Source organism: Geofilum sp. OHC36d9 (assembly GCF_052400685.1).
Lineage (GTDB): Bacteria > Bacteroidota > Bacteroidia > Bacteroidales > Marinilabiliaceae > CAZHHH01.
This window is the reverse complement of record NZ_JBQTGJ010000008.1, coordinates 19,284-43,905: the sequence shown is the minus strand read 5'-3', so window position 1 is coordinate 43,905 and position 24,622 is coordinate 19,284. Positions and strand designations below refer to the sequence as shown.

General features: G+C 41.0%; 20 protein-coding genes. 6 read left to right on the top strand and 14 right to left on the bottom strand.

Annotated elements, in window-relative coordinates:
* Nucleotides 1-56: 56 nt before the first annotated feature.
* Nucleotides 57-761 (top strand): phosphoadenylyl-sulfate reductase, encoded by a 705-nt coding sequence (locus tag ACT3CD_RS09850; protein WP_444645275.1) that lies wholly within the window; start codon nucleotides 57-59, stop codon nucleotides 759-761.
* 61 nt (nucleotides 762-822) lie between these two features.
* Here the strand turns inward: ACT3CD_RS09850 and ACT3CD_RS09845 are convergent, their stop codons facing one another.
* The 4 genes from ACT3CD_RS09845 to ACT3CD_RS09830 all read right to left on the bottom strand — a co-directional run bounded on the left by ACT3CD_RS09845 (nucleotide 823) and on the right by ACT3CD_RS09830 (nucleotide 3,581).
* Nucleotides 823-1,074 (bottom strand): hypothetical protein, encoded by a 252-nt coding sequence (locus tag ACT3CD_RS09845; RefSeq protein ID WP_444645273.1) that lies wholly within the window; start codon nucleotides 1,072-1,074, stop codon nucleotides 823-825.
* Nucleotides 1,075-1,227: 153 nt separating this feature from the next.
* Nucleotides 1,228-2,895, bottom strand: coding sequence for a S41 family peptidase (locus ACT3CD_RS09840; protein ID WP_444645271.1), 1,668 nt, complete (start codon nucleotides 2,893-2,895; stop codon nucleotides 1,228-1,230).
* A gap of 25 nt (nucleotides 2,896-2,920) precedes the next feature.
* Nucleotides 2,921-3,352: a deoxycytidylate deaminase gene (locus tag ACT3CD_RS09835; RefSeq protein ID WP_444645269.1), complete on the bottom strand. Its 432-nt coding sequence runs from the start codon at nucleotides 3,350-3,352 to the stop codon at nucleotides 2,921-2,923.
* 46 nt (nucleotides 3,353-3,398) lie between these two features.
* Entirely contained in the window at nucleotides 3,399-3,581 is a 183-nt protein-coding gene (locus ACT3CD_RS09830) for a hypothetical protein (RefSeq protein ID WP_444645267.1), read from the bottom strand.
* A gap of 167 nt (nucleotides 3,582-3,748) precedes the next feature.
* On the opposite strand from ACT3CD_RS09830, the gene ACT3CD_RS09825 reads away from it, so the two are divergent.
* The 3 genes from ACT3CD_RS09825 (at nucleotide 3,749) to ACT3CD_RS09815 (ending at nucleotide 9,684) form a co-directional block, all read left to right on the top strand.
* The gene (locus ACT3CD_RS09825; protein WP_444645266.1) at nucleotides 3,749-5,341 is read left to right on the top strand and encodes an aspartate:alanine exchanger family transporter; all 1,593 of its coding nucleotides are present in this window, start codon (nucleotides 3,749-3,751) and stop codon (nucleotides 5,339-5,341) included.
* 57 nt (nucleotides 5,342-5,398) lie between these two features.
* Complete coding sequence (pbpC, locus tag ACT3CD_RS09820; protein WP_444645264.1) at nucleotides 5,399-7,819, top strand: penicillin-binding protein 1C; 2,421 nt, start codon at nucleotides 5,399-5,401, stop codon at nucleotides 7,817-7,819.
* A 155-nt stretch (nucleotides 7,820-7,974) separates the two neighbouring features.
* Nucleotides 7,975-9,684 carry a S41 family peptidase gene (locus ACT3CD_RS09815; protein ID WP_444645262.1) on the top strand — a complete coding sequence of 570 codons (1,710 nt, stop codon included), beginning with the start codon at nucleotides 7,975-7,977 and terminating at the stop codon, nucleotides 9,682-9,684.
* A gap of 225 nt (nucleotides 9,685-9,909) precedes the next feature.
* Here the strand turns inward: ACT3CD_RS09815 and ACT3CD_RS09810 are convergent, their stop codons facing one another.
* The 4 genes from ACT3CD_RS09810 to ACT3CD_RS09795 all read right to left on the bottom strand — a co-directional run bounded on the left by ACT3CD_RS09810 (nucleotide 9,910) and on the right by ACT3CD_RS09795 (nucleotide 14,435).
* Complete coding sequence (locus ACT3CD_RS09810) at nucleotides 9,910-10,386, bottom strand: DUF456 domain-containing protein (RefSeq protein WP_444645260.1); 477 nt, start codon at nucleotides 10,384-10,386, stop codon at nucleotides 9,910-9,912.
* A 345-nt stretch (nucleotides 10,387-10,731) separates the two neighbouring features.
* Nucleotides 10,732-13,518, bottom strand: a complete 2,787-nt coding sequence (gene polA / locus ACT3CD_RS09805; protein WP_444645258.1) for a DNA polymerase I — start codon at nucleotides 13,516-13,518, stop codon at nucleotides 10,732-10,734.
* Between the two features lie 57 nt (nucleotides 13,519-13,575).
* Nucleotides 13,576-14,025 (bottom strand): 6-pyruvoyl trahydropterin synthase family protein, encoded by a 450-nt coding sequence (locus ACT3CD_RS09800; RefSeq protein WP_444645256.1) that lies wholly within the window; start codon nucleotides 14,023-14,025, stop codon nucleotides 13,576-13,578.
* Nucleotides 14,026-14,111: 86 nt separating this feature from the next.
* A complete protein-coding gene (locus ACT3CD_RS09795) occupies nucleotides 14,112-14,435 on the bottom strand; it encodes an ArsR/SmtB family transcription factor (protein ID WP_444645254.1) in 324 nt (107 codons plus the stop codon).
* A gap of 366 nt (nucleotides 14,436-14,801) precedes the next feature.
* On the opposite strand from ACT3CD_RS09795, the gene ACT3CD_RS09790 reads away from it, so the two are divergent.
* Entirely contained in the window at nucleotides 14,802-15,734 is a 933-nt protein-coding gene (locus tag ACT3CD_RS09790) for a polyprenyl synthetase family protein (RefSeq protein WP_444645252.1), read from the top strand.
* Nucleotides 15,735-15,837: 103 nt separating this feature from the next.
* On the opposite strand, the gene deoC is transcribed toward ACT3CD_RS09790, so the two are convergent.
* The 3 genes from deoC to dtd all read right to left on the bottom strand — a co-directional run bounded on the left by deoC (nucleotide 15,838) and on the right by dtd (nucleotide 17,823).
* Nucleotides 15,838-16,713: a deoxyribose-phosphate aldolase gene (deoC, locus tag ACT3CD_RS09785; RefSeq protein ID WP_444645250.1), complete on the bottom strand. Its 876-nt coding sequence runs from the start codon at nucleotides 16,711-16,713 to the stop codon at nucleotides 15,838-15,840.
* Between the two features lie 320 nt (nucleotides 16,714-17,033).
* A complete protein-coding gene (locus ACT3CD_RS09780; protein WP_444645248.1) occupies nucleotides 17,034-17,369 on the bottom strand; it encodes a nucleotide pyrophosphohydrolase in 336 nt (111 codons plus the stop codon).
* Between the two features lies 1 nt (nucleotide 17,370).
* Nucleotides 17,371-17,823 carry a D-aminoacyl-tRNA deacylase gene (dtd, locus tag ACT3CD_RS09775; protein ID WP_444645246.1) on the bottom strand — a complete coding sequence of 151 codons (453 nt, stop codon included), beginning with the start codon at nucleotides 17,821-17,823 and terminating at the stop codon, nucleotides 17,371-17,373.
* Between the two features lie 276 nt (nucleotides 17,824-18,099).
* Here dtd and ACT3CD_RS09770 point away from each other — a divergent pair, with 276 nt between their 5' ends.
* Complete coding sequence (locus tag ACT3CD_RS09770) at nucleotides 18,100-19,080, top strand: lipoate--protein ligase family protein (RefSeq protein WP_444645244.1); 981 nt, start codon at nucleotides 18,100-18,102, stop codon at nucleotides 19,078-19,080.
* Here the strand turns inward: ACT3CD_RS09770 and uvrC are convergent.
* From uvrC to mnmG, 3 genes are read right to left on the bottom strand one after another with little or no spacing between them, the layout of a single operon-like run.
* A complete protein-coding gene (gene uvrC, locus ACT3CD_RS09765; RefSeq protein WP_444645242.1) occupies nucleotides 19,069-20,892 on the bottom strand; it encodes an excinuclease ABC subunit UvrC in 1,824 nt (607 codons plus the stop codon). The genes ACT3CD_RS09770 and uvrC overlap by 12 nt on opposite strands.
* A gap of 8 nt (nucleotides 20,893-20,900) precedes the next feature.
* Nucleotides 20,901-22,535, bottom strand: a complete 1,635-nt coding sequence (gene ade / locus ACT3CD_RS09760) for an adenine deaminase (RefSeq protein ID WP_444645240.1) — start codon at nucleotides 22,533-22,535, stop codon at nucleotides 20,901-20,903.
* A gap of 31 nt (nucleotides 22,536-22,566) precedes the next feature.
* A complete protein-coding gene (gene mnmG, locus ACT3CD_RS09755; protein ID WP_444645238.1) occupies nucleotides 22,567-24,444 on the bottom strand; it encodes a tRNA uridine-5-carboxymethylaminomethyl(34) synthesis enzyme MnmG in 1,878 nt (625 codons plus the stop codon).
* Nucleotides 24,445-24,622: the final 178 nt, after the last annotated feature.

The window sequence follows — 24,622 nt, the reverse complement described above, 5'->3', positions numbered from 1 at the left end:
CTATAATTGAAAACAAACACCGTAAAACATAAACAATCATTACAATACAAAATCAGATGGATCGCACAGAAATAAAACAACTAAACATTGAACTTCAAGAGGAAACAGCAGAAAACATATTAAAGCGAGTGCTCCCGATTTTCGGCGACCGCATCGCCTTGTCGTCATCGTTGGGTGCCGAAGATCAGGTGTTAACTGATATGATATTAAAAATAGAACCAGCTGCTCGCATATTTACTTTAGATACAGGCAGATTATTCCCTGAAACCTATGATCTTATTGATAGAACCAGTCGGAAATATAAAACCAAAATAGAGATCTTTTTTCCCGATCATCAAAAAGTGGAAGAAATGGTCAACAACAAAGGCATTAATCTTTTTTACGAAAGCATCACCAACCGCAAAGCATGTTGCCACATACGCAAAATAGAACCGCTGCAACGGGCTTTCACCACCATGGATGCATGGATCTGTGGCTTACGTGCGTCACAGGCAATAACACGTCAAAATATCGACATTATAGAGTGGGATGAAAACAATGGATTGATAAAAATTAATCCGCTGGCTCATTGGTCTGAGGACGATGTCTGGCAATACATCAAAACCCACAAAGTACCATACAATACACTTCACGACAAAGGTTTCCCTTCCATTGGCTGCCAGCCGTGTACGCGTGCCATTCAACCCGGCGAAGACCTCCGGGCCGGCCGATGGTGGTGGGAAAATCCAGACACCAAAGAGTGTGGCCTTCATAAACGCTAAAAAAAACGGCTGTCAAATACACAATAGGTATGACAGCCGTTTTTTTGTCCCTTATAAATAGTTAATCCTTCACCTCTTCGTAATCGACATACTCGCCTTCATCCGAAGACAAATGTTTACCTTTCGGAGGAACATAGTCAACAGAGACCCGTCCCTCTTCCTTCTTTTTGTTTTTAACAAAATCCTGATAGTTCTTTTGCTTATCAGCATTCATTTTATTGATTCCTGAAGCAAGAAGCCAGGGAAAAAGGAACTTTGCAAGAACCTTAAAAATCAAATAGAACAGAAAAATAAATAATAAAAACCTAAGCATAACTCAATCTCTTAATTATTGCTTGCAGGGAAAGTCCAACCTCAGCATTACGCTTATCCTCAAAATGACCATTTACCATACAATTCACATTTTCCGGGATCTCGCAGGCCTTGAATTTGACGATTCCATTGAGCATTTGCGTTTCTGTTGATACTAATTAACGTCTTCTTCCCCAACAATACCGGCCATTTGTAATAACTTCTGTGGATGTTCAAATCGAATCTCCTCAACCGCCTTTATCAACACCTCATCAATTTTATGCAACACCGGGTAAAAAGCCTCATTATCCATAATATTACGAGCAATATAAGCCCTGGCTTCAATATTAATGATTTTTTCGGAGAGCTTATATTGAGTTGCATTGTAAGGAATTCCTTTAGATGTGGCAAAGTTGGCTACCAGGCGTCCAAAAGATTGCGTTTCGAGAAAAGACAATAATTCCTCAACCGTTTGATGACGTTGCAAAACCAGTCGATGATCATCGCTATATTTTAAAGCAAATTGATAAACAATGCCGCGATCGCGCAAACGGTAATAATAATCGGACAACATAGATGTATCGCGTGGCACAAAAATATCCGGCATAATACCGCCGCCACCAAAAACGATGCGTCCACCCTTTGTTTTATAACGAAGAGAATCATTAAAATTTATACTATCGCGAACAAAAAACTCGCCATGCTGAAAACGATTTATGATATCGAGATTATAATTGTCCAACCCATTTTCGTAGGACTTTTGAATGCAGCGACCACTGGGTGTATAATAACGGGCCACCGTCAGCCGCAACGCACTACCATCCGACAATGGAATTTGCTGTTGAACCAACCCTTTTCCAAAGGAACGACGTCCCACAATAAGCCCTCTGTCATTATCCTGAATAGCCCCCGACACAATTTCGCTGGCCGACGCGCTGAACTCATCAATTAAAACAGTCACGCCCATATCCCTGCACGAACCGGTACCATTGGCATACACATTCTGACGAGGACTCGATTTCCCTTCTGTATAGACAATTAAATCACCTTTCTCTAAAAATTCATTGCTCATACTAATGGCAACATCAAGGTAACCCCCTGAATTTCCACGTAAATCGAGAATCAAATCCTGACAGTTATAAGCCTTAAGCTTTGCCAACGCAGTGAGAAATTCGTTGTAAGTATTTCGGGCAAAACGACTGACCTTAACATAACCGATAGAATCCGTCACCATATAAGCAATATCGACACTATAAACGGGAATATTACCACGAATAATCTCAAAATCGATCAACCCGGGCCGTCCGTTTCGTTTGATACCCACATTAACCCGGGTTCCCATTTCGCCACGTAACATTCCAACCACGTCATCCGAACGAATTCCCTTTCCGGCAATAACGCTGTCGTTAACGGTAATAATGCGATCGCCGGGTAATACACCTAATTTTTCGGATGGACCGCCCGACACCACGCCAATCACTAAAACAGTATCGTTTTGAATGCTGAACTGAACGCCAATACCACCAAAATTACCTTCCAGTTCCTGATTCGCTTCCTGCAAATCATCTTTTGGGATATAAACAGTATGAGGATCAAGATTTTTCAATATCTCAGGGATAATCTTTTCTTCCAGCTTTCCCCGGTCAACCGTGTCGACATACTCCTCCTCAATCAGATTAAGAATGGATTCCACCTTACTCTTTTGCGGATAAATAAAGAGTTTACCATCTGACGCCCCAGTGCTGGCTGGAGAAAATAGCTTACCCATAAAAAATCCAACCACTAAAACACCTGCTATAACAACAGGTAAAATAATTTGCTTAAAGCTGTTTTTGTAATGCATCTTTTTAAAAAATAAAAGAAGAACTTTAAATTTGAACTATTTCTATACCAGCTCTTTCAAGTAACCTGATACCGTCATCCACCCGATAATTTTCAGAAAAGACAACCCTTACAATACCAGCCTGAATAATAAGCTTGGCACATTCAATACACGGTGACGAGGTAACATAAAGCGTCGCACCATCAGAACTGTTGTTACTTCGTGCCACTTTCGTAATCGCATTGGCTTCGGCATGAAGTACGTACGGTTTTGTTTTGCCTTCCTCATCCTCACAAATATTTTCAAAACCGGAAGGCGTCCCATTGTACCCATCGCTGATAATCATTTTATTTTTGACGAGCAACGCCCCTACCTGCCGTCTTTTGCAATAGGAATTCTGGGCCCATATAGCTGCCATACCCAGATAACGCTGATCCAGCAAATGCTGCTTCTTTACGAGGTCATGTGACTTGTCCATGATAATATATTATTTTCATACAGGATAAAGTGCTAAGATTTAAAAATTATATAATGGCAACAAAAAAACGCCATTTTTTTTCGTTACGTCCGCCTTCAAAGGAGTTACTTACACCAGTAAACTCAACTTTTTCGACTTTCGCAAGCCTCAAAAACAAAGCTTTCTTGTCTGCCACTGGCATTTTCGGGCAAAGCACTACATAGTACACAAAAGTAAGAAAAATAGCCACCCATAATAATTAAAAACAAAACAAACATCAGTAAACCTTCATATTAAAACACAACAGATGTTATAAAATGCATAAATTTTAGTTTTACAACATTTAACAACGTCTTTTTCAGGTCCAAAACCTATATTTACCCTACATTTGCACCCTCAAAAAAATCACAAACTATTATGGAGCTCATCAGTCAACCGTACGTGGCGTTATTCGTCATTATTTGCCTTGGATTCATCATTGGCAACATCAAAGTAGCCGGCATTTCGCTGGACATTTCAGCCATCATCTTCGTGGCCCTATTATTTGGTCATCTGGGTGTTACCATGCCACCAATAATAGGAACACTGGGACTGGTCCTTTTTATATACACAATTGGCATGCAAGCGGGACCAGGTTTTTTTGATTCATTTAAGAAACAAGGGCGTACACTGGTGCTACTAACAACCATTGTCATTGTATCAGCCTCTTTAATTGCCTTTCTAAGTTACAAATTTGGCGGCATAGAAATGCCTGTTGCCATCGGTTTACTCACAGGTGCATTAACAAGCACACCCGGATTAGCAGCAGGAATTGACGCAACCGCTCATTCACCGCTCATTTCCATCGGTTACGGTATTGCTTACCCGTTTGGTGTCATTGGAGTCATCTTATTTGTACGCTTATACCCAAAACTTACGCGCGCCAACATAAAGGCAGCAGAAGAACAATACGAAAAAGAAAGCAACTCAGGATTTCCCGAAATAAAAAGCCAGATTTTTAAAGTTGAAAACGATGCCGTTTGTAATAAAACCATTGGCGAACTAAAACTCCGCTCGATGACCAATGCGGTTATTTCACGAATTCAACACCAGGGAGAACCCATCGTACCCTCCCCCGTCGCAACATTGGCCAAAGGTGACCTAATAAAGGCTGTGGGAACTGAAGAAGCATTAACCAAAATAGGTCTGCTCATTGGTAGTAAAAGTGACGAAGAAATACCGTTGCATAAATCCTACGAAGTACAATCCGTCTTGGTCACCAATAAAGATGCTATTAACAAAGAATTACGCGTCTTCAACTTATGGACCAACTATCAGGCAACCGCCACCCGTGTTCGACGAAGTGGTATTGACATCACGCCATCGCCATCGATACGACTACAGATGGGTGATAAACTATTAGTCGCCTGCAGCCGGGAAAACATGAAACAGGTTATTAACATCTTCGGCAATAACGATAAGAAACTGTCCGACACAGACTTCTTTCCCATTGCAGCAGGTATTGTTCTGGGTATAGTATTCGGTAATCTGTCACTCTCATTCGGTGATAATTTCACTTTCAGTCCCGGGTTAACCGGAGGCATTCTATTAGTAGGAATGATACTCAGCCGACTGGGTCGCACCGGTCCGATCATTTGGAGTATGTCGGGTGCTGCCACGCAACTGCTACGCCAGTTGGGCCTCATGTTCTTTTTGGTAGAAGTAGGAACCAAAGCTGGTGCTAATATCGTCGGTACTTTTGAGAGCTATGGCTATAATCTGTTTGTGATCGGGGGCGCCATCACATTAGTCCCCATGATATTGACCGTAATTGTCGCCAGATTTTCCAAAAAAATGAACATTTTGTCGTTGATGGGAACCTTAACGGGTGCCATGACCAGCACACCGGGATTGGCCGCTGCCTCGCCAATGACCGACACCAATGCTCCGGCAGTGGCATACGCAACCGTTTATCCTGTGGCTATGGTGATTTTAATTATCTGCGTTCAAATTCTGGCTGCCTTTATTTAACATCAGGTACCACGATAAAAAATATTGGGTAAATTGGCGGTCACAATACCATTTGCCATGATATCGTTTAAACCTATTTTACTTAGCATTAGCAGGAAAACTTTCGGAAAAGCACTACATAACAACCATCTGAAATGGGGTATTCTTCTCATTGCCGGATGGTTGTTTTTTTGGTACTCAATACCGCGGCCACTTTTCAAAACAAGCTATTCGACCGTTGTGACTGATCGCAGCGGACAGTTACTTGGTGCTCATATTGCCGACGACGGGCAGTGGCGATTTCCACCAGCCGATTCAGTCCCTGCTAAATTTATAACCGCCCTCTTAACATTTGAAGATGCCTATTTTTATAAACATCCGGGCGTAAATCCTATTTCATTGCTGCGGGCCCTGTCCCAAAATATCAAGCAAGGCAAAATCGTCAGCGGAGGAAGTACCATAACCATGCAGGTGATAAGACTGGCACAACCATCCAAACGAACTGTTTTTACTAAAACCATAGAAATTATAAAGGCACTGCGTCTGGAACTCACCAACAGCAAAGACGCCATTTTAAAACTATATGCAGCCCATGCTCCATTTGGAGGTAACACCGTTGGTCTCGAAGCGGCTTCATGGCGTTATTTCAATCATCCTGCGCAAGAATTAACCTGGAGTGAAACCGCTTTGCTGGCCGTATTACCAAATGCTCCAGGCTTAATGCACCCCGGGAAAAACCGGACTCTTCTGATAAAAAAGAGAAACCGCCTGTTACAAAAGCTATATACCAAAGGTTATTTGGATAGTTTAACGTGTCAACTGGCGCTTTTGGAACCATTGCCCGAAAAACCTCAGGCATTGCCGCAACTGACCCCGCACCTGCTTGATTTTTATCTGAAAAACAAAAAAGGAAAAAACATTCGTACATCCATTGACCGGCATTTACAAATTAATGCCGCACGCATCGTTAATCAACACAGCCACCGATTAAGCCAAAATGAAATATATAACGCAGCGGCCCTAATCGCAAACGTAGAAACCGGTGAAATAATCGCCTACATCGGAAATTCAGACCCCACAGAACCCTATAAGGGCAATCAGGTTGATATTATCAGAGCACCACGTAGTTCAGGCAGCGTTCTGAAACCCATACTTTATGCCGCGGCTTTACAGGAAGGACTAATAATGCCCACCACGTTACTACCAGATATTCCAACGTATTACAAAAATTTTGTACCTCGCAACTATCAAGCCTTCTATGACGGAGCAGTGCCCGCCGACGAAGCTTTAAGCCGATCGCTAAACATCCCCTTCGTCCGACTGCTTGATCGTTTTGGTGGTGAGATCTTCTTAAAAACACTAAAAAGATGCGGTTTCACCACTTTTAATCAGCCATACAGCCACTACGGTTTAAGTCTGATACTTGGCGGAGGCGAAATCACCTTGCTGGAGCTGGCAGGCTGCTATGCCTCCATGTCGCGAACACTCAATTATTATGTCGCAAACGATGGCACATACAGCGATCACTTAACGCGATCGTTAAGCTGTGAACCAACCACTCATACCCCATCCACAAAAAATAATATATCATATACACCTGTACTTAGAGCCGGAACTATTTATCAAACATTTAAAGCAATGACCAATCTGCAACGGCCCCCCGAAGAGTCGGGCTGGAAATATTTCGGCACTTCAAGACAAATCGCCTGGAAAACAGGCACCAGTTTCGGCTTCAGAGATGCATGGGCTGTAGGCGTAACCCCACAGTATGTGATCGCCGTATGGGCAGGCAATGCCTCCGGCGAAGGCCGTCCTGGGATAGTGGGAGGCACCGCTGCCGGACCTATGCTCTTCGAATTATTCAATCTGCTGCCCCCCACACCAAAATTTGCGACACCTTATGACGATTTAGCAGAAACAACCATTTGCCGGTTATCAGGCTACCGTGCGGGGCCTTATTGCTCCGAAACGGACACACTTCTCGTGCCCCGTCAAACCAGGGAAAATAAACCATGCCCCTATCATCACATCGAACACGTGACCAAAGACGAACGTTATCGTACCCGCATTGGTTGTGAGTCAGCCAACAACATTAAGGCCGTAAACTACTTCACACTCCCTCCTGTAATGGAATGGTATTACCAACGACGCCATCCGGAATATAAAACACTACCTCCACTAAAACCAGGCTGCTTCGACAGTAGTGAAGAGCAACCCATGGAATTTGTATATCCACCGGCCAACACAACCATAGCGCTGCCCATAGGACTCGATGGCTCTTTACAAAAAGTCATTTTAAAAGCTATTCACCGCAATCCCGATGCGGTAATTTTCTGGCATCTGGATGGTAATTTTCTGGGCAGCACCCAATCTCCCCACGACATGGAAATCCAACCGGACAAAGGGCGTCATATTATTACCCTGATTGATAATACCGGCATTCGCACAACACGCATTTTCTACTGTCTTCCCCGTTCCGATAAGGCGACAAACCTCTGACACTGCGCTTAACACCTGTTTGTAACTTAATTAACATGCTCATTTCATAATAAATACTAAATTTGCAACATCGGAAGTGTCGGGTTAAAATCACATGGAACGGTATTTGTGAAGACAATCCTAACAGCAATAAAAATTAATAAATACCTTATCAAATGGTAAAGAAGAAAAGATTTTTTTTAAAAAAATGGTTGTTAGCCAGCCTGCTAAGCTCGGTTATACTTGTTGGATTTGTTGCAGCTTCCAGCGACCGTAGAAATTTTGAAATTGTTAAAAATCTGGATATTTTCTACACGCTTTTCAGGGAACTGAATAGTTTTTATGTAGATGAAACCAATCCTGAAAAATTAATAAAAACGGGCATCGACGCAATGCTCGAATCGCTTGATCCGTATACCACTTTCATTCCGGAATCGGAAATGGATGATTTCAAATTTATGACAACAGGTGAATATGCAGGTATCGGCGCTATTATAACAAAACGCGGCGATTACATTGTTATCTCAGAACCCTACGAAGGCTTCCCGGCTCAGGAAGCCGGATTGAAAGCCGGCGATCGCATTCTGAAAATTGATGGCGACGATATGAAAGGCAAAGATGTATCAAAGGTAAGTGAAAGATTAAAAGGACCTGCCAGTACACAAATTAAAGTATTAATAGAACGTCCGGGTAAAAATGAGAAACTGGAAATCCCCATTACCCGCCGCGTTATTCAAATCAACCCGGTTCCCTATTACGGTATGCTCGACAGCGAAACAGGAATTATCATACTTAATAATTTCACACAAGACTGCGCCAAGGAAGTTGAAAAAGCATTTATAGACTTAAAAAAGAATCAGGGAATGCAAAAGCTGGTCTTTGATCTTCGGGGAAACCCCGGCGGGTTATTGGATGAAGCCGTAAAAGTTGCCAACCTGTTTTTACCTCGTGGCAGTGAAGTCGTCAACACAAAAGGCAAGGTTGCGCAATGGGACAACAGCTATCGTGCCCCCCGCGAACCCATTGACACAGTTATGCCAATGGCCGTGCTGATAAACCGGGGTTCCGCCTCGGCCAGCGAAATTGTTGCCGGATCCCTTCAGGATCAGGACCGAGCCATCATAATCGGACATCGTTCATTCGGAAAAGGACTGGTTCAAACCACCCGTAACCTGGCATACAATTCAAGCCTGAAAGTGACCACAGCAAAGTATTATATTCCAAGTGGCCGTTGCATCCAAGCCGTTGATTATGCAAACCGTAACGAAGACGGTAGCGTAGGTCTGGTTCCTGATTCACTCATGAAACCTTTTAAAACCAAAAATGGCCGTACGGTATTTGATGGCGGTGGCATATCTCCTGATATTGAAACAGAACAAGAGACTTATAGCAACATTAGCATGGCATTGATCATGAACCAAACCACCTTTGATTATGCCACTAAATTTTCACTGGAACACAACGCCATTGCAACGCCTGATAAATTCAAAATAACGGACGAAATATTCACTGATTTCAAAGAATATGTTAGTGGCTTAAAGGATTTCAAATATGAATCCGAATCTGAAAGCCTGCTAAAAAAACTGAAAGAAACGGCCAAAGAAGAAGAATATTACGAATTAAACCGCAAACTGTTTGATGACATGGAGGAACATCTGCATGCCAATGTCGGCAGAGATCTTGATAATTTCCGCGACGAAGTGGAAAATTTGGTTGCCATTGAACTAATGCGCCGTTACTACTACCAAAAAGGAGCGATCCTATACAATCTGCAGGATGACAAAGAAGTTGAAACGGCAATGAATGTATTTGGCGATATGTCGAAATACACAGGCATGCTTAACGGTACAATTTTGACTCATGCCGGTGATAAAAGACAAAACTAAATAGTGTTTGTCTATAAAGTCAACTTCTGCGTTACGCTTGTCATAAAAACAGTCATTTACGAAAAGTAAACTCCTTGAATTTTATGACTTCGCAAGCCTTGAATTTGAACTTTATATTTCAAACACTTCGTTTATGGACAGGCTCTAAATAGTGTTTGTCTGTAAAATCAGAACAAAGCACACACAAAAAAAGCGATCTGAAATAATCAGATCGCTTTTTTTATGCTAAAACAACCACTCCTTAAAAAAATGCCAGGCAAAAAAAACAGAAACCGTCAATTTTAAAACCATCCCTGTAATGATGCCAATAAAAGAGCCAATAGCCGCTTTGAGGGCGCGGGTGGTATCTGAATGATAGGACAGTTCACCTATTAATGCACCCATGAAAGAACCAATAATCATACCCAGCGGCCCCACAAAAAAACCAATTAGCAAACCAATGGAGGCACCCCAAACGCCACGTTTACTGCCTCCTAACTTTCTTGTTCCCCAGGCCGGCACCCAATAGTCCAAAATTGTTACGATCACAGCAGCCAGAGCCCCTCCCCATAAAAATCCCGAAGAAAAATGACCCCAATGGGTAAGCTGTAGCATTAGCAACGCCACATAGCTAATAGGTGGACCCGGCAACACTGGCAATACACATCCCACAATACCTGTCAAAAGTAACAGGATGCCCAAAATAACAAAAAAGAGATCCACGTTTATTCTAAATTTATCAGTTACACGCCTTTAAAATTAAAAAAATTAATGAATATCCGTTTATCTGCCTGATCTGATTAAAGTCCCAAAAAGACCTCTGACTGCAGCTCCGAACAAGGCCTAAAGTTTTAAGGTTGTTGTTTGCAAACGACTTGATAAAACAGATTCGTAAAGCCGGTTTCCCGTCCTAATTTCATTAAAATTGGGTTGCCAAGATAAACGTTTTTTTTCGTTACGCCCGCGTTCAAAATAATCATTAACAACATCATAATTTTTCTGGCTTCGAAAGCATCTAAAATGAAGCTTTTTTATGTGCCACAGGAGTTTTCTTGCAAGCGCCAATTATCAATGGGCATCGAGCCAGTTCTGCCCCACTCCGGTATCGACCAACAGAGGTACATCAAGTGCGTATGCCGATTGCATCTTTTCTATCACAATAGATCTTAATACTTCCAGTTCACCGGGTGCCACATCGAAGTTCAATTCATCATGAACCTGAAGAATCATCTTCGATTGAAGCTGTTTCTCAGCCAATACAGTCTGAATATCGACCATGGCCTTTTTTATAATATCAGCCGCCGTTCCCTGAATGGGTGCGTTAATGGCATTTCGTTCGGCCACGCCACGAACCACGGCATTACGCGAATTAATATCAGGTAAATAACGCCTACGGCCGGATAAGGTTTCCACATACCCCTTTTCGCGTGCTGTGGCAATGCAGGCTTCCATAAATAATTTAACCCCCGGGAAACTCTCAAAATAACCATCAATAATAGCCTTTGCTTCTCCCCTTGGTATATTGAGCCGCTCAGACAATCCGAAGGCAGAAATGCCGTAAATAATACCAAAATTAGCCGTCTTAGCTTTCCGCCTCATATCAGAAGTCACTTCACTGATGGAAACCTTAAAAATACGCGCTGCAGTAGCTGCATGTATATCTTCACCACGACGAAAAGCATCAACCAAATGCGCATCGCCACTTAAATGAGCCATCAAACGTAATTCCACCTGCGAATAGTCTGCACTGAAAAAAAGCCAATCCTTTTGACGTGGCACAAACGCTTTACGCATCACCTTTCCTTCGTCATCACGAATGGGAATATTCTGTAAATTAGGATTCGTACTACTGAGACGGCCGGTAACCACCACCGCCTGATTGTAACTGGTATGAATACGCCCTGTATGTTTATCTACCAATTGAGGTAACGCGTACACATAAGTAGACAACAGCTTCTTAAGACCACGTTGCTCCAGTATCAGACCAATAATAGGATGTTTATCGCGTAACTTTTGAAGATTCTCCTCGCTGGTGGAAAATTGTCCCGTCTTGGTTTTGGATGCTTTACCCTCAATTTTTAAATGCTCAAATAAAACCTCACCCACCTGCTTAGGGCTGTTCACATTAAATGTCATGCCAGCCATATCAATAATCTCCTTTTGTATGCCGTCCAGCTTTTCTTCCAGCTCCAATGCCGTTTGCTTCAACACAGCCGTATCGATTCGGGCGCCTTCCTCTTCCATCTGAGCCAACACACGTACCAATGGCATTTCCACAGTTTCAAAAAAACCTGTTAACGCAGCATCCTGAAGCTCCTTATAAAGAATCTGCTTTAATTGAAAAGTCACATCGGCATCTTCACAGGCATATTCCTTTACCAGTTGAACATCTACATCGCGCATGTTCCCCTGGTTCTTACCTTTGGAACCTATTAACGACTCAATACTAACGGGACGATAATGCAGATAAACTTCCGAGAGATAATCCATGTTATGTTTCAACCCGGGCTGCAACAAATGATGCGCCACCATTGTGTCGAACAACGGGCCCCCGACATTAATACCATATTGGCGTAACATTAACAGATCAAACTTTATATTCTGGCCTATTTTAAGACATCCGGGATTGTCAAACGCATGACGAAACTTATCGAGTAATTCCTTTGCTTTATCCCTTTCAGGCGGCAAAACCAGATAATAACCTTCATGAACGTTCCACGAAAAAGCAATTCCAAGAAGCGCGTCTTCACGCACATTTAAACCGGTGGTTTCCGTATCAAAACAAAATTCGGTCTGCATAGCCAGTTCCATCGCCAACGAATCAACAGCCATCTCATTATCCACCAAAAAGTATTGATGCTTAACTTCATCAATAGATTTAAAATTAATACTGTCGTCATCTACTGCCTGGACAACAGGACTATCATCGCCAAACAAAGAAGTCTGCATGGGTTGTGCTTTGGCCTGAGTTAGCTCCTTTCCGGATATGCGCTTCCACAACGTCCGGAATTCCAACTCCTCAAAAATATTCTTTAAGGCTTCCAAATCGGGTTCCGATCTGATAAAATCATCCGATTTAGCATCTAAAGGCACCTCAGTGTGAATGGTCACCAATTTACGCGCCAGCTCAACCTGTTCCCTGAAATTAATTAAATTTTCCTTCTGCTTACCCGAAAAATCGTCGATATGAGCATATATGTTATCAATATTATGATACTTAGCCACCATCTCCTTAGACCGCTTTTCACCAACTCCCGGGCAACCTGGTACATTATCGGCCGAATCACCCCACAAAGCCAAAATATCAATAACATTAATGGGTTCCGGCACATTAAAATTCGTTCGGATCTCATCGGGGCCCAAAATTTCAATATCGTTACCACGTGCCTTCGGTTTATACATCTTAACACGTTCATTTACAAGCTGTGCGTAATCTTTATCGGGTGTAACCATATAAGTATCAAACCCCTCCTCACCAGCTCTTAAAGCCAATGTGCCAATCACGTCATCGGCTTCAAACCCCTCAATTTCCAGCAAGGGAATTCGTAAAGCTTTTAAAATTTGCCGGATGTAAGGAACGGCCTTCTTAATATCTTCAGGTGTAGATTCGCGGTTGGCCTTGTACTCACTGTACATCTTATTCCTAAAAGTAGGCCCGGCAAAATCAATGGCTACCGCCAGATGCGATGGATTTTCGCGCTGAACAATATCCCATAAAGCATTAACAAACCCATAGATAGCAGAGGTATTCAGCCCCTTGGAGTTAATTCGCGGAGCACGGATAAATGCATAATAAGCCCTGAAGATCAAAGCATACGCATCCAGTAAAAATAGCGTTTTCTTATTTTCGGACATGCCGTTTTATTTTAGCATTAATAATCATGCTAAAATAAAGATTGTTTATCAGAAAAACTATTTATTGTCGGCGGCGTACCATTCCGCAAAGGAGTTGGCAGTTTCGTGTAGTTTAAGACTAAAAAGTTCAACACCATCCGGTAAATAAGGCTGAATACGTTGCACAAAGTCAAGAAGCATATTTTCGCAGGTAGGCTGATAGTTAAACACAAAAAGACGGTCGGTCATTCCCCTTAAATCAGCCACATATTTTTTGGGATAAGTATCACCAATGACCACTGCATGATCGAGCTTTGAAACAATTTCACGATTCACGATGGTTTTCAGTTCACCAAAATCCATCACCATACCCAATTTTGGATTATTGGATTCGGTTATAGGTTCACCAATAACTGTAACCTGCAAAATGTATGAGTGTCCGTGTATATTTTTGCACAACCCGTCATAATTGTACAAGGCATGTGCCATCTCAAAACGGAACTCCTTAGTAAGTCTTATTTTTACCATTAACAAAAATATTAGAAGAATAATGAGCTCTCGCTCAAATTCAAACCAAATACTATTAAATTAAAGACTTCAACAAATACCATTTATCAACCTACACTACATTTACTTACGCAATCAATAATATTACGCAAGCTATCGTGCTTCAAAAAGTAATAGGTATTTTTTCCTTCACGCAAAGAAGTTAAAACACCCTTATCCTTTAAAATTCCCAAATGATGAGAAGTGGTGCTTTGCTCTATGTTTAACAAATTATGAATTTCGGTAACCGTTAACTTCTTCCCATCTTCCAGATGAGAAATAATAGCAATGCGCATAGGATGTGCAATGGCTTTAAGCATACTTGCTGCACGCTCGAGAGCCGCAGGATCAAGGTCCTTAATTTTTACATTCAGCGGGGCAACTTTTTCCATTTCCATAATTTTAACAAATATCTGCCATTTTGTATTTCTATAATCAACGAATAAACAGCCTACCAACAAAATGGTTTTGTAGTATGAACCACAAAGATAAGAAGAATAAAAGAGCGTATTATATTACATTTAAAATATTTAACTATTTATATGTAATTAATTTGTTAAAAAGCCCATTCACACGCCTATTGCTGCCTGACAAGAAACAAGACCCTAAATTCAGAATTTTAAACCAAATGGAAATGTTGATACTGTAGCTTTTAAGAAAAATTCCTGAGAATCTGTCTAAATAATTACTATTTTTGAGGTTTATCAAACGACTACATGAATACAACATCAAAAATTAAAGCACCGATAGCCGCGGAAATGAAATCATTTGAGTCTTATTTCAGGACTCAATTAAACTCGCGGATTCCGTTGCTGACGATTATCACCAATTACCTGCTTCGGCGTAAAGGCAAGCAGATGCGTCCGATGTTGGTATTTTTATCGGCCAAATTAAATGGAACGATTGGTGAAGCGAGTTTCACTGCCGCGGGCCTCATAGAACTATTGCATTCGGCCACTTTAATTCATGACGATGTGGTGGATGAAACCTATCAACGAAGGGGATTTTTCTCCATCAATGCATTGTGGCGCTCAAAAATAGCCGTTTTAGTGGGCGATTACTTCTTATCCGTCGGACTTATCAGCGCCCTAAAAACAGGGCAAATAGGCGTTTTGGAAGTCGTGTCAGAAGCTGTAAAAGAAATGAGCGAAGGGGAATTGTTACAGATTGAAAAATCACGTCAGCTCAATATTACTGAAGAAGTTTATTATGAGGTCATTCGCAAAAAAACGGCCACGCTTATAGCAGCCTGTACCAAAGCAGGCGCCTATTCGGTAAAAGCATCTACCGAGCAGCTGCAAAAAATGCACGACTTTGGAACGGCTTTGGGGATGGCTTTTCAGATTCGCGACGATCTTCTTGATTATGAAAAAACCAACCTCGCAGGCAAACCTACGGGCAACGACCTGAAAGAAAAGAAAATAACACTGCCGCTTATATATGTGCTGAATCAAATGAATAATGGTGAGAAACGAAAAGTTCTGCGCACCATTAAACGTCATCACAAGAATGAGAAAAAAATAGCACTCATTATGCAGATGGTAAAAGAACGTGGCGGCATTGGATATGCCAAAGAACGTATGACACACTTTCGTGACGAGGCATTAAAAATACTAAACAGTTACCCAGAATCTGAAGCTCGTGCGTCGTTAATTGAACTGGTGTATTTCACCACAACCCGAAGAATGTAAAACCCAAATCACAAAAACAAAAAAATTCAGATTAAACAATCCACTGCAGAACAAAAAAAAGAGTCCCCTAAGGCAGGACTCCCGATTAACCAAAACGGTCAATTTAGAACCATTTAACATCCGGTTTCCCCTCTAATTGAGCAATAGCAGAAAGCAGGTTATTGGCCAAACGACTGGCGCCAATCCGAAACAATTCGGGGCTCAACCATTCCTCTCCAAGCACCTTTTCCTGTATACGCCAGTATACCAAAGCCTCATCCACCGATGCAATACCTCCTGCCGGCTTAAATCCCACCATCCGCTTACGTCGTTTCGAAAAAGCCAGAATAGCATGCGTCATAATCCAGGCTGCCTGCGGTGTGGCTGCTGGTTCCAGCTTTCCGGTCGATGTCTTAATAAAATCAGCACCAGCCTCCATAGCTAACAAAGAGGCCTTCCATATATTTTCGTCCGTATCAAGAACTCCGGTTTCAAGAATAACTTTAAGAAGCGCATTACCTATAACCTTTTTAATGGAAGCAATCTCTTCAGCCACAAATTCATAATTCCCTTCGAGGAATTCACCGGCCGAGATGACTATATCGACTTCATTAGCCCCAAAATAAACGGCTCTTTTACATTCATCGACCTTTGTCTCCAGAAACGTTTGAGACGACGGAAAACATGCCGAAACAACCGCTCTTTTAACCGACAATCCTTTCAATTTAGTAGAAGGAATAGATGCAAAAACAGGATACACGCACACCGCAGCCACGTTAGGCATTTCGGGAAACGTTTCAGGAAAATCAGCAACTTTCTCACAAAAAGTCTCAATAGAATTACTACTATCAGTTGTTTTTAAAGAAGTTAAATCAATACAACTGAATATTTTCTTTAATAAATTAGCCGTAGAATCTGAATTACCCAACCGAGCAGGGTCAAAAACAGGTATAGCAGCAAAATCATCCGAAAATTCCTCAAACAAAGAATTCATTTTCATTATAATAAAATTTTAGGTCTCTCCTATTCAAAGTCCGTCTATAAAAGTACAACTTCAGCGCGACGCTTCCCATAAAAGCAGTTATTTACAAAAAGGTAACGCCTTTAATTTTATGACTTCACAAGCCTCAAATGTGAACTTATTAACTAAAGTACCGCCTCCATGAACAAGCATATATTGCCAAAAACATAAAGTCATCATCGTCTCAACTCCCGATTTCAAAATAGCGTAAAATTCTGATTTCTAAAGACTCAAAAATACACTGCCCTGATCTGCCATTAGAGTTTTAAGGAAAACACGACTATAATTGCCTGCCACAATTAAGGCTTCAATTTAGCATTACTTTTATGTCGCATGGCATCACGTATTGATTTTTTTTGAAAATTTTTACTCAAAGCCTCTGTCAAATCAACGCCCGTTTGGTTCGCCAAACAAATAAGCACCCATAAAACATCGGCCATTTCATCTGCCAATCTTTCATCGGAACCTTCCTCCCCATCTTTAAAGGACTGTTCGCCGTAACGACGGGCCATGATCCGAGCCAACTCGCCGACTTCTTCCATCAGAACGGCAGTATTGGTTAGTTCACTAAAATATCTAACGCCAATGGTTTCGATCCATTGGTCCACCTTTTTTTGTGCCTCTTCAATGGTCATACTATTCTCTTTGTTTAGAATCTATAATGATAGTCACAGGTCCGTCGTTAATCAACGACACCTCCATATTTGCGCCAAAAACACCCGTCGGCACAGGTTTGCCCAAACTTCGCGCCATCTCTTTCACAAAGCGCTCGTACAATGGAATTGAAAACTCCGGTGGAGCCGCTTTAATATATGATGGACGATTTCCCCTTTTCGTACTGGCATGAAGCGTAAACTGACTAACAACCAACACTTCGCCGTTAACAGCCTGAACTGATAAATTCATAACACCGTTATCATCATCAAAAATACGTAACCCGGAAATCTTACCAACCAGCCATTCAACATCTGTTTGATCATCGGCATGTTCAATTCCCACCAAAACGAGCAAACCTTTCTTTATGGACCGATTGTAACCATTGGACGTGGATACCGAAGCACTCTTTACTCTTTGAATAACAACCCGCATAAAAACAATATTGATTGCTCGAAATTATCGATTACTTTTAAATAAAAAAAAGAACAAGAATAGTTCTAAATGGTTTATTCAAATAAAAAATGACGACCAATGTAAAAATTTATTCAAAAGAATAACGCAATTAAAGTAACAGCAGTTTATAAAATATACATCTATAAAACTTTATTAAACTGTACTTTAAATGTTTTATATAAAGTTATCATTTAATACCAAACAGAATTTTAAGCAATATAAAACAAAACGACGCACAGCACTAAAGGATACATTATGACCAGAACCATTATAAGTAGCAGCAACGAACCATCGTTTAATCTGGCGACAGAAGAATTTCTATTACGAAAGAGAGATAATGACATTATGTTTTTTTACATCAACAAACCTTCGGTCATTATAGGAAAACATCAAAATGCATTATCAGAAATCAACCTCCCTTATCTGGAAGAACAAAACATTCCATTATACCGACGACTGTCGGGTGGTGGTACAGTCTACCATGATTTGGGAAATATCAACTTTTGCTTTATAAGAAATGGAGAAACCGGTCATTTGGTGGATTTTAAAAAAGCAACCCAACCAATAGTTGATGTATTAAACGAATGGGGAGTGGCGGTTCGGAATGGTGAGCGTAACGATTTATTAATCGACTACAAAAAAATATCAGGTAATGCCTGTCACGTTTTCAAACGACGCGTAATGCATCACGGCACCCTTCTTTATCAATCGGAGCTAAACAAACTAACAGCCAGTCTCAAGAGCGACCCCTCCAGGTTCACCGATAAAGCGGTAAAATCAGTACGCAGTGAAGTCATGAACCTGTCGGAAGTATATCGCGAAAATTTATCCCCCAGGGACTTTATGCTTCAACTTGTAAACACCATTGAAAAGCATGAAATTGAAACGGAAAGAATAGACTTTACGTCTGACGAAATACAGGCAATAAAAGAATTAGCAGCTAATAAATATGCCACACCCGAATGGAACTATAGTTACGGGCCTTCCTACGTCTTTAAAAAAAGAGGTAAAGCCAATGAATTTGTCTTTATAATAAAAATACAGGCAGATAAAGGTAAAATTGAAAACATAGAAATCAATAGTAATCATCCAAAGAAGCAAATTATTGAAGACTTAACACAAGCAGTAAAAAACAGATACCATACAAAAAGCGCCATTAAAAATGAGATAGAGAAACATCAGATCGATAAAAAATATCAGCTCTCCTTATCAGAATTAACAGCATTATTTTTCTGATTGACCGGAAAAATGTGATATGATTGCGCCGGCTCGTTTGGCTCCAACAACTTCTTCTAATTGTTGAAAAGATGCCGCTTTAACACCTGATAATGACTTGAAATGCGACATTAAAACCTGAACACTTTTTGGACCGACCCCCTGAATGCCATCCAATTCGGAAATCAAGGCACCTTTACTGCGTTTATCACGATGGAAGGTAATACCAAAACGGTGGGCTTCATTTCTCAAATGCTGAATAAGCTTTAACGATGGTGTATTTTTATCGAGATAGAGAGGTACCGGGTCACCAGGGAAAAATAGCTCTTCCAGACGCTTAGCTATCCCAATAATGGTAACTTTATCGGTAATACCAAGATCGTTTAAGGCATTGACTGCCGAACCCAACTGTCCCTTTCCTCCATCAACAATAATCAATTGAGGTAATGGCGACCCCTCCTCCAGCATTCTTCTGTACCGACGAAACACAACTTCCTCCATCGAGGCAAAATCATCCGGCCCTTCTACGGTCTTAATATTAAAATGGCGATAATCCTTTTTGGACGGCTTCCCATTTTTAAACACAACACAAGCGGCCACAGGATAAGTCCCCATTATGTTTGAATTATCAAAACACTCAATATGCACCGGCAATTGCTTTAAATGCAAATCGGATTGTAACCGCTCGAGCAACTTAACATGGCGGGGCGTTTGCAGCTTATTGGCAGCCTGTTTTAACTTTTCGAGACGATAATACTTGACATTACGCTCTGACAACTCCAGCAATTTCTTTTTATCACCTATTTTAGGGATTGTAAAAATCACATTATTAAGAGTTGTTTCGGGCATAAAAGGAATAATTATCTCAGGCGAAAAACTTTGCATGCGTGCACGCATTTCCACGATAGCCATTGACAACAACTCAGCCTCGGTTTCATTCAAGCGTCGCCGATATTCAATGGTGTGTGCCTGAATAATAGCACCGTTTAAAACCTTCAAGAAATTAACATACACTGATGACTCATCACTTAAAATAGAGAAGACATCCACATTATCAATCTTCGGATTAACAATCGTAGATTTACTCTGATAACGCGACAATAATTCAATACGCTGCCGCAACTCCTCCGCCTCTTCATATTTATATTGTGAAGCCAAATGCGTCATTCGCTCTTTGAGATAGCGAAGCACCCCCACCACATTACCCTTTAACACATCGCAAATATCCTCAATCTGCTGTTGGTACTCCCGGGAGGTTTGTAACCCTTCGCACGGCGCCTTACAATTTCCCAAATGAAATTCCAGACACCGTTTAAACTTTCCTCTTTGAATATTTTCGGAGGATAAATCGTAACGGCATGTTCTCAAAGGGTACAAATGGCGAAATAAATCAAGCAACGTTCGGACCATAAAAGTAGACGTGTAAGGCCCAAAATAACGACTACCATCCTTTACTATTTGTCTGGTTTGAAAAACACGGGGGAATGGTTCATTTTTAACCACAATCCAGGGATAAGTCTTATCATCTTTCAGAAGAACATTGTAACGAGGCTGATATTTTTTTATCAGATTATTTTCGAGTAACAACGCATCTTCCTCCGTATCGACAACGATATGTCTGATATTACGAATTTTTCGAATCAAAACGCGGGTCTTTCCATTATCCGGCTCGCGATTAAAGTAGGATGCGACTCGTCTTTTTAGATTTTTGGCCTTACCTACATAAATAATCTTATCATTTTCATCAAAATATTGATATACGCCAGGACTTGGTGGCAAAACAGCCACGAGTTGCCGGAGATACGCCAAACGCTTTTGAGGAATATCAATCATCAATTCAATTATTCAAACAATGAGGTAAAACTAAATTTATCGACATCAAATAGACCTTTATCACCTAACTTTAACGAGGGAATAACTAATAGAGACAAAAACGCCAAAGACATAAAAGGTGCTTTCAGTTTAGAACCCAGATGACGAGCTTTATCATTAAGTTGTTGATACTTTAAGGCTACAGACACACCATCTTCAGCACTCATTAAACCTCCAACAGGAAGCGGCAGCAGATCAAAATATCCTTCTGCATAAGAGGCGATACCTCCTTTGGCTTGAATAAGACCATTAATAACAGCTAAAATAGATGCATCATCAACACCTGCCACAATAATATTATGACTATCGTGGGCCACTGTTCCCCCAATCGCTCCTGATTTTAAACCTAAATTACGCACAAAACCTACTATTGGCTCTTCCGCTGTATACCGATTAACAACTACCAATTTCAATATATCCTGTTTAATATCCGGAGAAACCTCACGTGATTCATTAACAACAGGCTCCCACAAAAAAGATTTTGTCAACAATTCGCCATCGGCAATATCTATAACTTTTACAAAATTCTTATCTGATGGAATCCCTGTTCTCAACTTTGAAATATCCACCAATTCGGTGCGAAAGCTATTTACCGGCTCAATAGATGGTAAATCAAAAAGAACACCTTTTACAGCATCATAAACCTGAGAACCATCAATCCATGTTTGCAACACCTGAAAGTTTTTCAAATCTTTTACCACCACAAAATCCGCCGGATCACCCTCACGCAACAAACCCACCGGTAATCCATAATGTTGAACAGGATTAACGGTAGCCGCCCGCAGTAAATCAAAAATATTAATTTGCTTCTCAATCCCTCGTCGCAAAAGACGGTCAATATGACCTTCATTAAGTAATTGATCAGGATGGCTGTCGTCCGTACACAGCATTAATTTATCAGGATGAGACCCAAACAAAGAATACAAAGAATCAAAATTACGAGCGGCACTACCCTCTCTGATTTGTATCATCATCCCTTGTTTTATTTTCTGCAGTGCTTCATCCAGAAAAGCACACTCATGGTCGGTAGAAATCCCTGCACCGGCGTACTTACGTAAATCATCTCCTTTTAAACCCGGTGCATGGCCATCAATCGGCTTCTTATAATAATGGGCGAATTTAATTTTTTGCCACACTTCTTTATCATCAAATACAACACCTGGGAAATTCATCATTTCAGACAAAAACCAAATATCATCGCGCTGCAAGAGCGATTCAATGGCTTTACTATCCAATACGGCTCCCGAAGTTTCGAAAGCCGTAGCAGGAACACACGAAGGCGCGCCAAAGAAAAATTTAACAGGAACATGCTTCGAATCCGCAATCATAAAATCAACGCCTGCCACCCCCACTACATTTGCAATTTCGTGCGGGTCGGTTACAACCCCAACTGTTCCACGTGGAACTATTAAATCAGCAAAACGTGATGGTGTTAACATCGTACTCTCTACGTGAACATGCGAATCGATAAGGCCGGGTATGATAAATTGATCGTTTATCGTATCACACTCTCTTATGGATACAATCCGATTGCCTTCTACTAAAATTTCGCCGTCAAAAATACGCCGCTTAAATAAATCAACAATATGTCCTGTTATACGCATAATAAACAATTAAAATGTTCCACGTGAAACTTCATCGACCCAAAAGCACCAAAAGTACATTAATATCACTGGGACTAACCCCACTGATTCTGGAGGCCTGCCCTATGGTTTCAGGATTAATTTTTGTAAGCTTTTGTCTGGCTTCTGTAGATAAAGTATGTATTTCAGAATAATTAAATTTATCCGTTATCTTAATATTCTCGAGTCGCTTTAATTTATCAGCTATAATACGCTCTCGGCTAATATACCCCTGATACTTGATTAAAATCTCGGCCGCTTCTATAATTTCTTCCCTTCTTTCTGCCGGTAAACTCTCACAAAACTTTTGGAACGGTAAATAGTAATCGCATAATGAAAATAACGAAACTTGCGGACGAGGTACAATATCGATCAACTTAACACTCTGCTTAAGTAGCGATGAGTTGTTTTGCGCCAGATACAAATTCAAATCATCTGGCCGTACACTCTGTTTTTTAAGAAAAGAAATAATAGAGTCGCGTAACTCAATTTTTTCCTGCAAGTATTGTAGGCGCTCTTTGGAAGCTAAACCTAAACTGTAACCCCTGGGGGTTAACCGCACATCGGCATCATCCTGGCGAAGCAAAATTCTATACTCTGCCCTGCTGGTAAACATCCGATAAGGTTCGTCAACCCCCTTTGTAACCAAATCATCAATTAAAACCCCAATATAAGATTCATCCCGCTTAAGAACAAAGGGAGCTTCACCGCGATGTGCCAAAACAGCATTAATTGCAGCCATTATACCCTGAGCTGCTGCTTCCTCATAACCTGTGGTGCCATTAATCTGTCCAGCAAAATATAGTCCGCTAATTAATTTTGTCTCCAAGGTATGAAGCAATTGCGTAGGGTCAAAAAAATCATATTCGATGGCATAACCTGGTCTAAAACAAACCGCATGTTCTAAACCCGGAATTTTTTTCAAAGCTTCAAACTGAGTTTCCATAGGTAAGCTACTACTAAAGCCATTCAAATAATACTCTACTGTAGTCTCCCCCTCAGGCTCCAAATATAGCTGGTGAGAATCCTTGCCACTAAAAGTGACAATTTTGGTTTCAATACTCGGACAATACCTTGGTCCAAGACTTTGAATGGTACCATTAAACATAGGACTCTCAGAAAGCTTTGCTTCTATCGTCTGGTGCACCTCGCTATTGGTATGCGTAATATAACAACTCTTCTGTTTAAGTAATCGATTAGAACCGGGCAAATAACTAAACTTATAAAAACCATCCTCACCCTTCTGTTCTACGGTTTTACTAAAATCGATGGTTCTGGCATCTATACGAACCGGAGTGCCCGTCTTCATTCTACCGGTTTTAAAACCTGCCGAAAAAAGCTTTTCAGTAATACCATAGGACGCCTCTTCAGAAATACGACCGCCATGTAACTGTGTGCTCCCAATATGAATCAACCCATTTAAAAAAGTACCATTTGTAAGTATTACCCGATTGGCTGAAAATGTTACGCCCATCTTAGTAATAACACCCTTGACTTTGTTATTTTCGAGAACCAAATCAACAACCAAATCCTGCCAAAAAAATACATGAGGGATAGACTCCAACGTCTCACGCCATTTTGCGGAAAAAACCATCCGGTCACATTGCGACCTGGGACTCCACATTGCAGGTCCCTTACTTCGATTGAGCATTCGAAACTGAATAGACGAAGCATCGGTTACCTGTCCCATACGCCCTCCCAAAGCATCTATCTCCCTAACAATCTGACCTTTAGCAATACCTCCTACCGCCGGATTGCAACTCATCTGAGCCATTTTATTCATATCCATGGTGATTAACAAAGTATCTAATCCCATGGTACCAGCCGCAGCAGCGGCCTCACAACCTGCATGACCCGCTCCAACGACAATTATATCGTAATCGTACCTCATTTTATCTATTTAAAAAAGAAGAGTAATAGTGTGCAAAAGTAATAAACAAACTCAAAGAAAAATCGTTTAATCTATACTAAACATAATTAAAGCCTTCTGAACAGATCAGAATACAAGCAGCTTACCGCTGGGAGATAAAAATAAAACCAAAGAAAGTAAAAAAGATTGAAAGAGCTTA

Coding starts and splice junctions, on each gene's coding strand:
- ACT3CD_RS09770 (WP_444645244.1), top strand. CDS start 18,100: ATGACCAGAACCATTATAAGTAGCAGCAACGAACCATCGTTTAATCTG.
- dtd (WP_444645246.1), bottom strand. CDS start 17,823: ATGCGGGTTGTTATTCAAAGAGTAAAGAGTGCTTCGGTATCCACGTCC.
- polA (WP_444645258.1), bottom strand. CDS start 13,518: ATGTCCGAAAATAAGAAAACGCTATTTTTACTGGATGCGTATGCTTTG.
- pbpC (WP_444645264.1), top strand. CDS start 5,399: ATGATATCGTTTAAACCTATTTTACTTAGCATTAGCAGGAAAACTTTC.
- ACT3CD_RS09825 (WP_444645266.1), top strand. CDS start 3,749: ATGGAGCTCATCAGTCAACCGTACGTGGCGTTATTCGTCATTATTTGC.
- ACT3CD_RS09780 (WP_444645248.1), bottom strand. CDS start 17,369: ATGACCATTGAAGAGGCACAAAAAAAGGTGGACCAATGGATCGAAACC.
- ACT3CD_RS09840 (WP_444645271.1), bottom strand. CDS start 2,895: ATGCATTACAAAAACAGCTTTAAGCAAATTATTTTACCTGTTGTTATA.
- ade (WP_444645240.1), bottom strand. CDS start 22,535: ATGCGTATAACAGGACATATTGTTGATTTATTTAAGCGGCGTATTTTT.
- ACT3CD_RS09790 (WP_444645252.1), top strand. CDS start 14,802: ATGAAATCATTTGAGTCTTATTTCAGGACTCAATTAAACTCGCGGATT.
- deoC (WP_444645250.1), bottom strand. CDS start 16,713: ATGAAAATGAATTCTTTGTTTGAGGAATTTTCGGATGATTTTGCTGCT.
- ACT3CD_RS09835 (WP_444645269.1), bottom strand. CDS start 3,352: ATGGACAAGTCACATGACCTCGTAAAGAAGCAGCATTTGCTGGATCAG.
- ACT3CD_RS09845 (WP_444645273.1), bottom strand. CDS start 1,074: ATGCTTAGGTTTTTATTATTTATTTTTCTGTTCTATTTGATTTTTAAG.
- ACT3CD_RS09850 (WP_444645275.1), top strand. CDS start 57: ATGGATCGCACAGAAATAAAACAACTAAACATTGAACTTCAAGAGGAA.
- mnmG (WP_444645238.1), bottom strand. CDS start 24,444: ATGAGGTACGATTACGATATAATTGTCGTTGGAGCGGGTCATGCAGGT.
- ACT3CD_RS09800 (WP_444645256.1), bottom strand. CDS start 14,025: ATGGTAAAAATAAGACTTACTAAGGAGTTCCGTTTTGAGATGGCACAT.
- uvrC (WP_444645242.1), bottom strand. CDS start 20,892: ATGATTGATATTCCTCAAAAGCGTTTGGCGTATCTCCGGCAACTCGTG.
- ACT3CD_RS09795 (WP_444645254.1), bottom strand. CDS start 14,435: ATGGAAAAAGTTGCCCCGCTGAATGTAAAAATTAAGGACCTTGATCCT.
- ACT3CD_RS09815 (WP_444645262.1), top strand. CDS start 7,975: ATGGTAAAGAAGAAAAGATTTTTTTTAAAAAAATGGTTGTTAGCCAGC.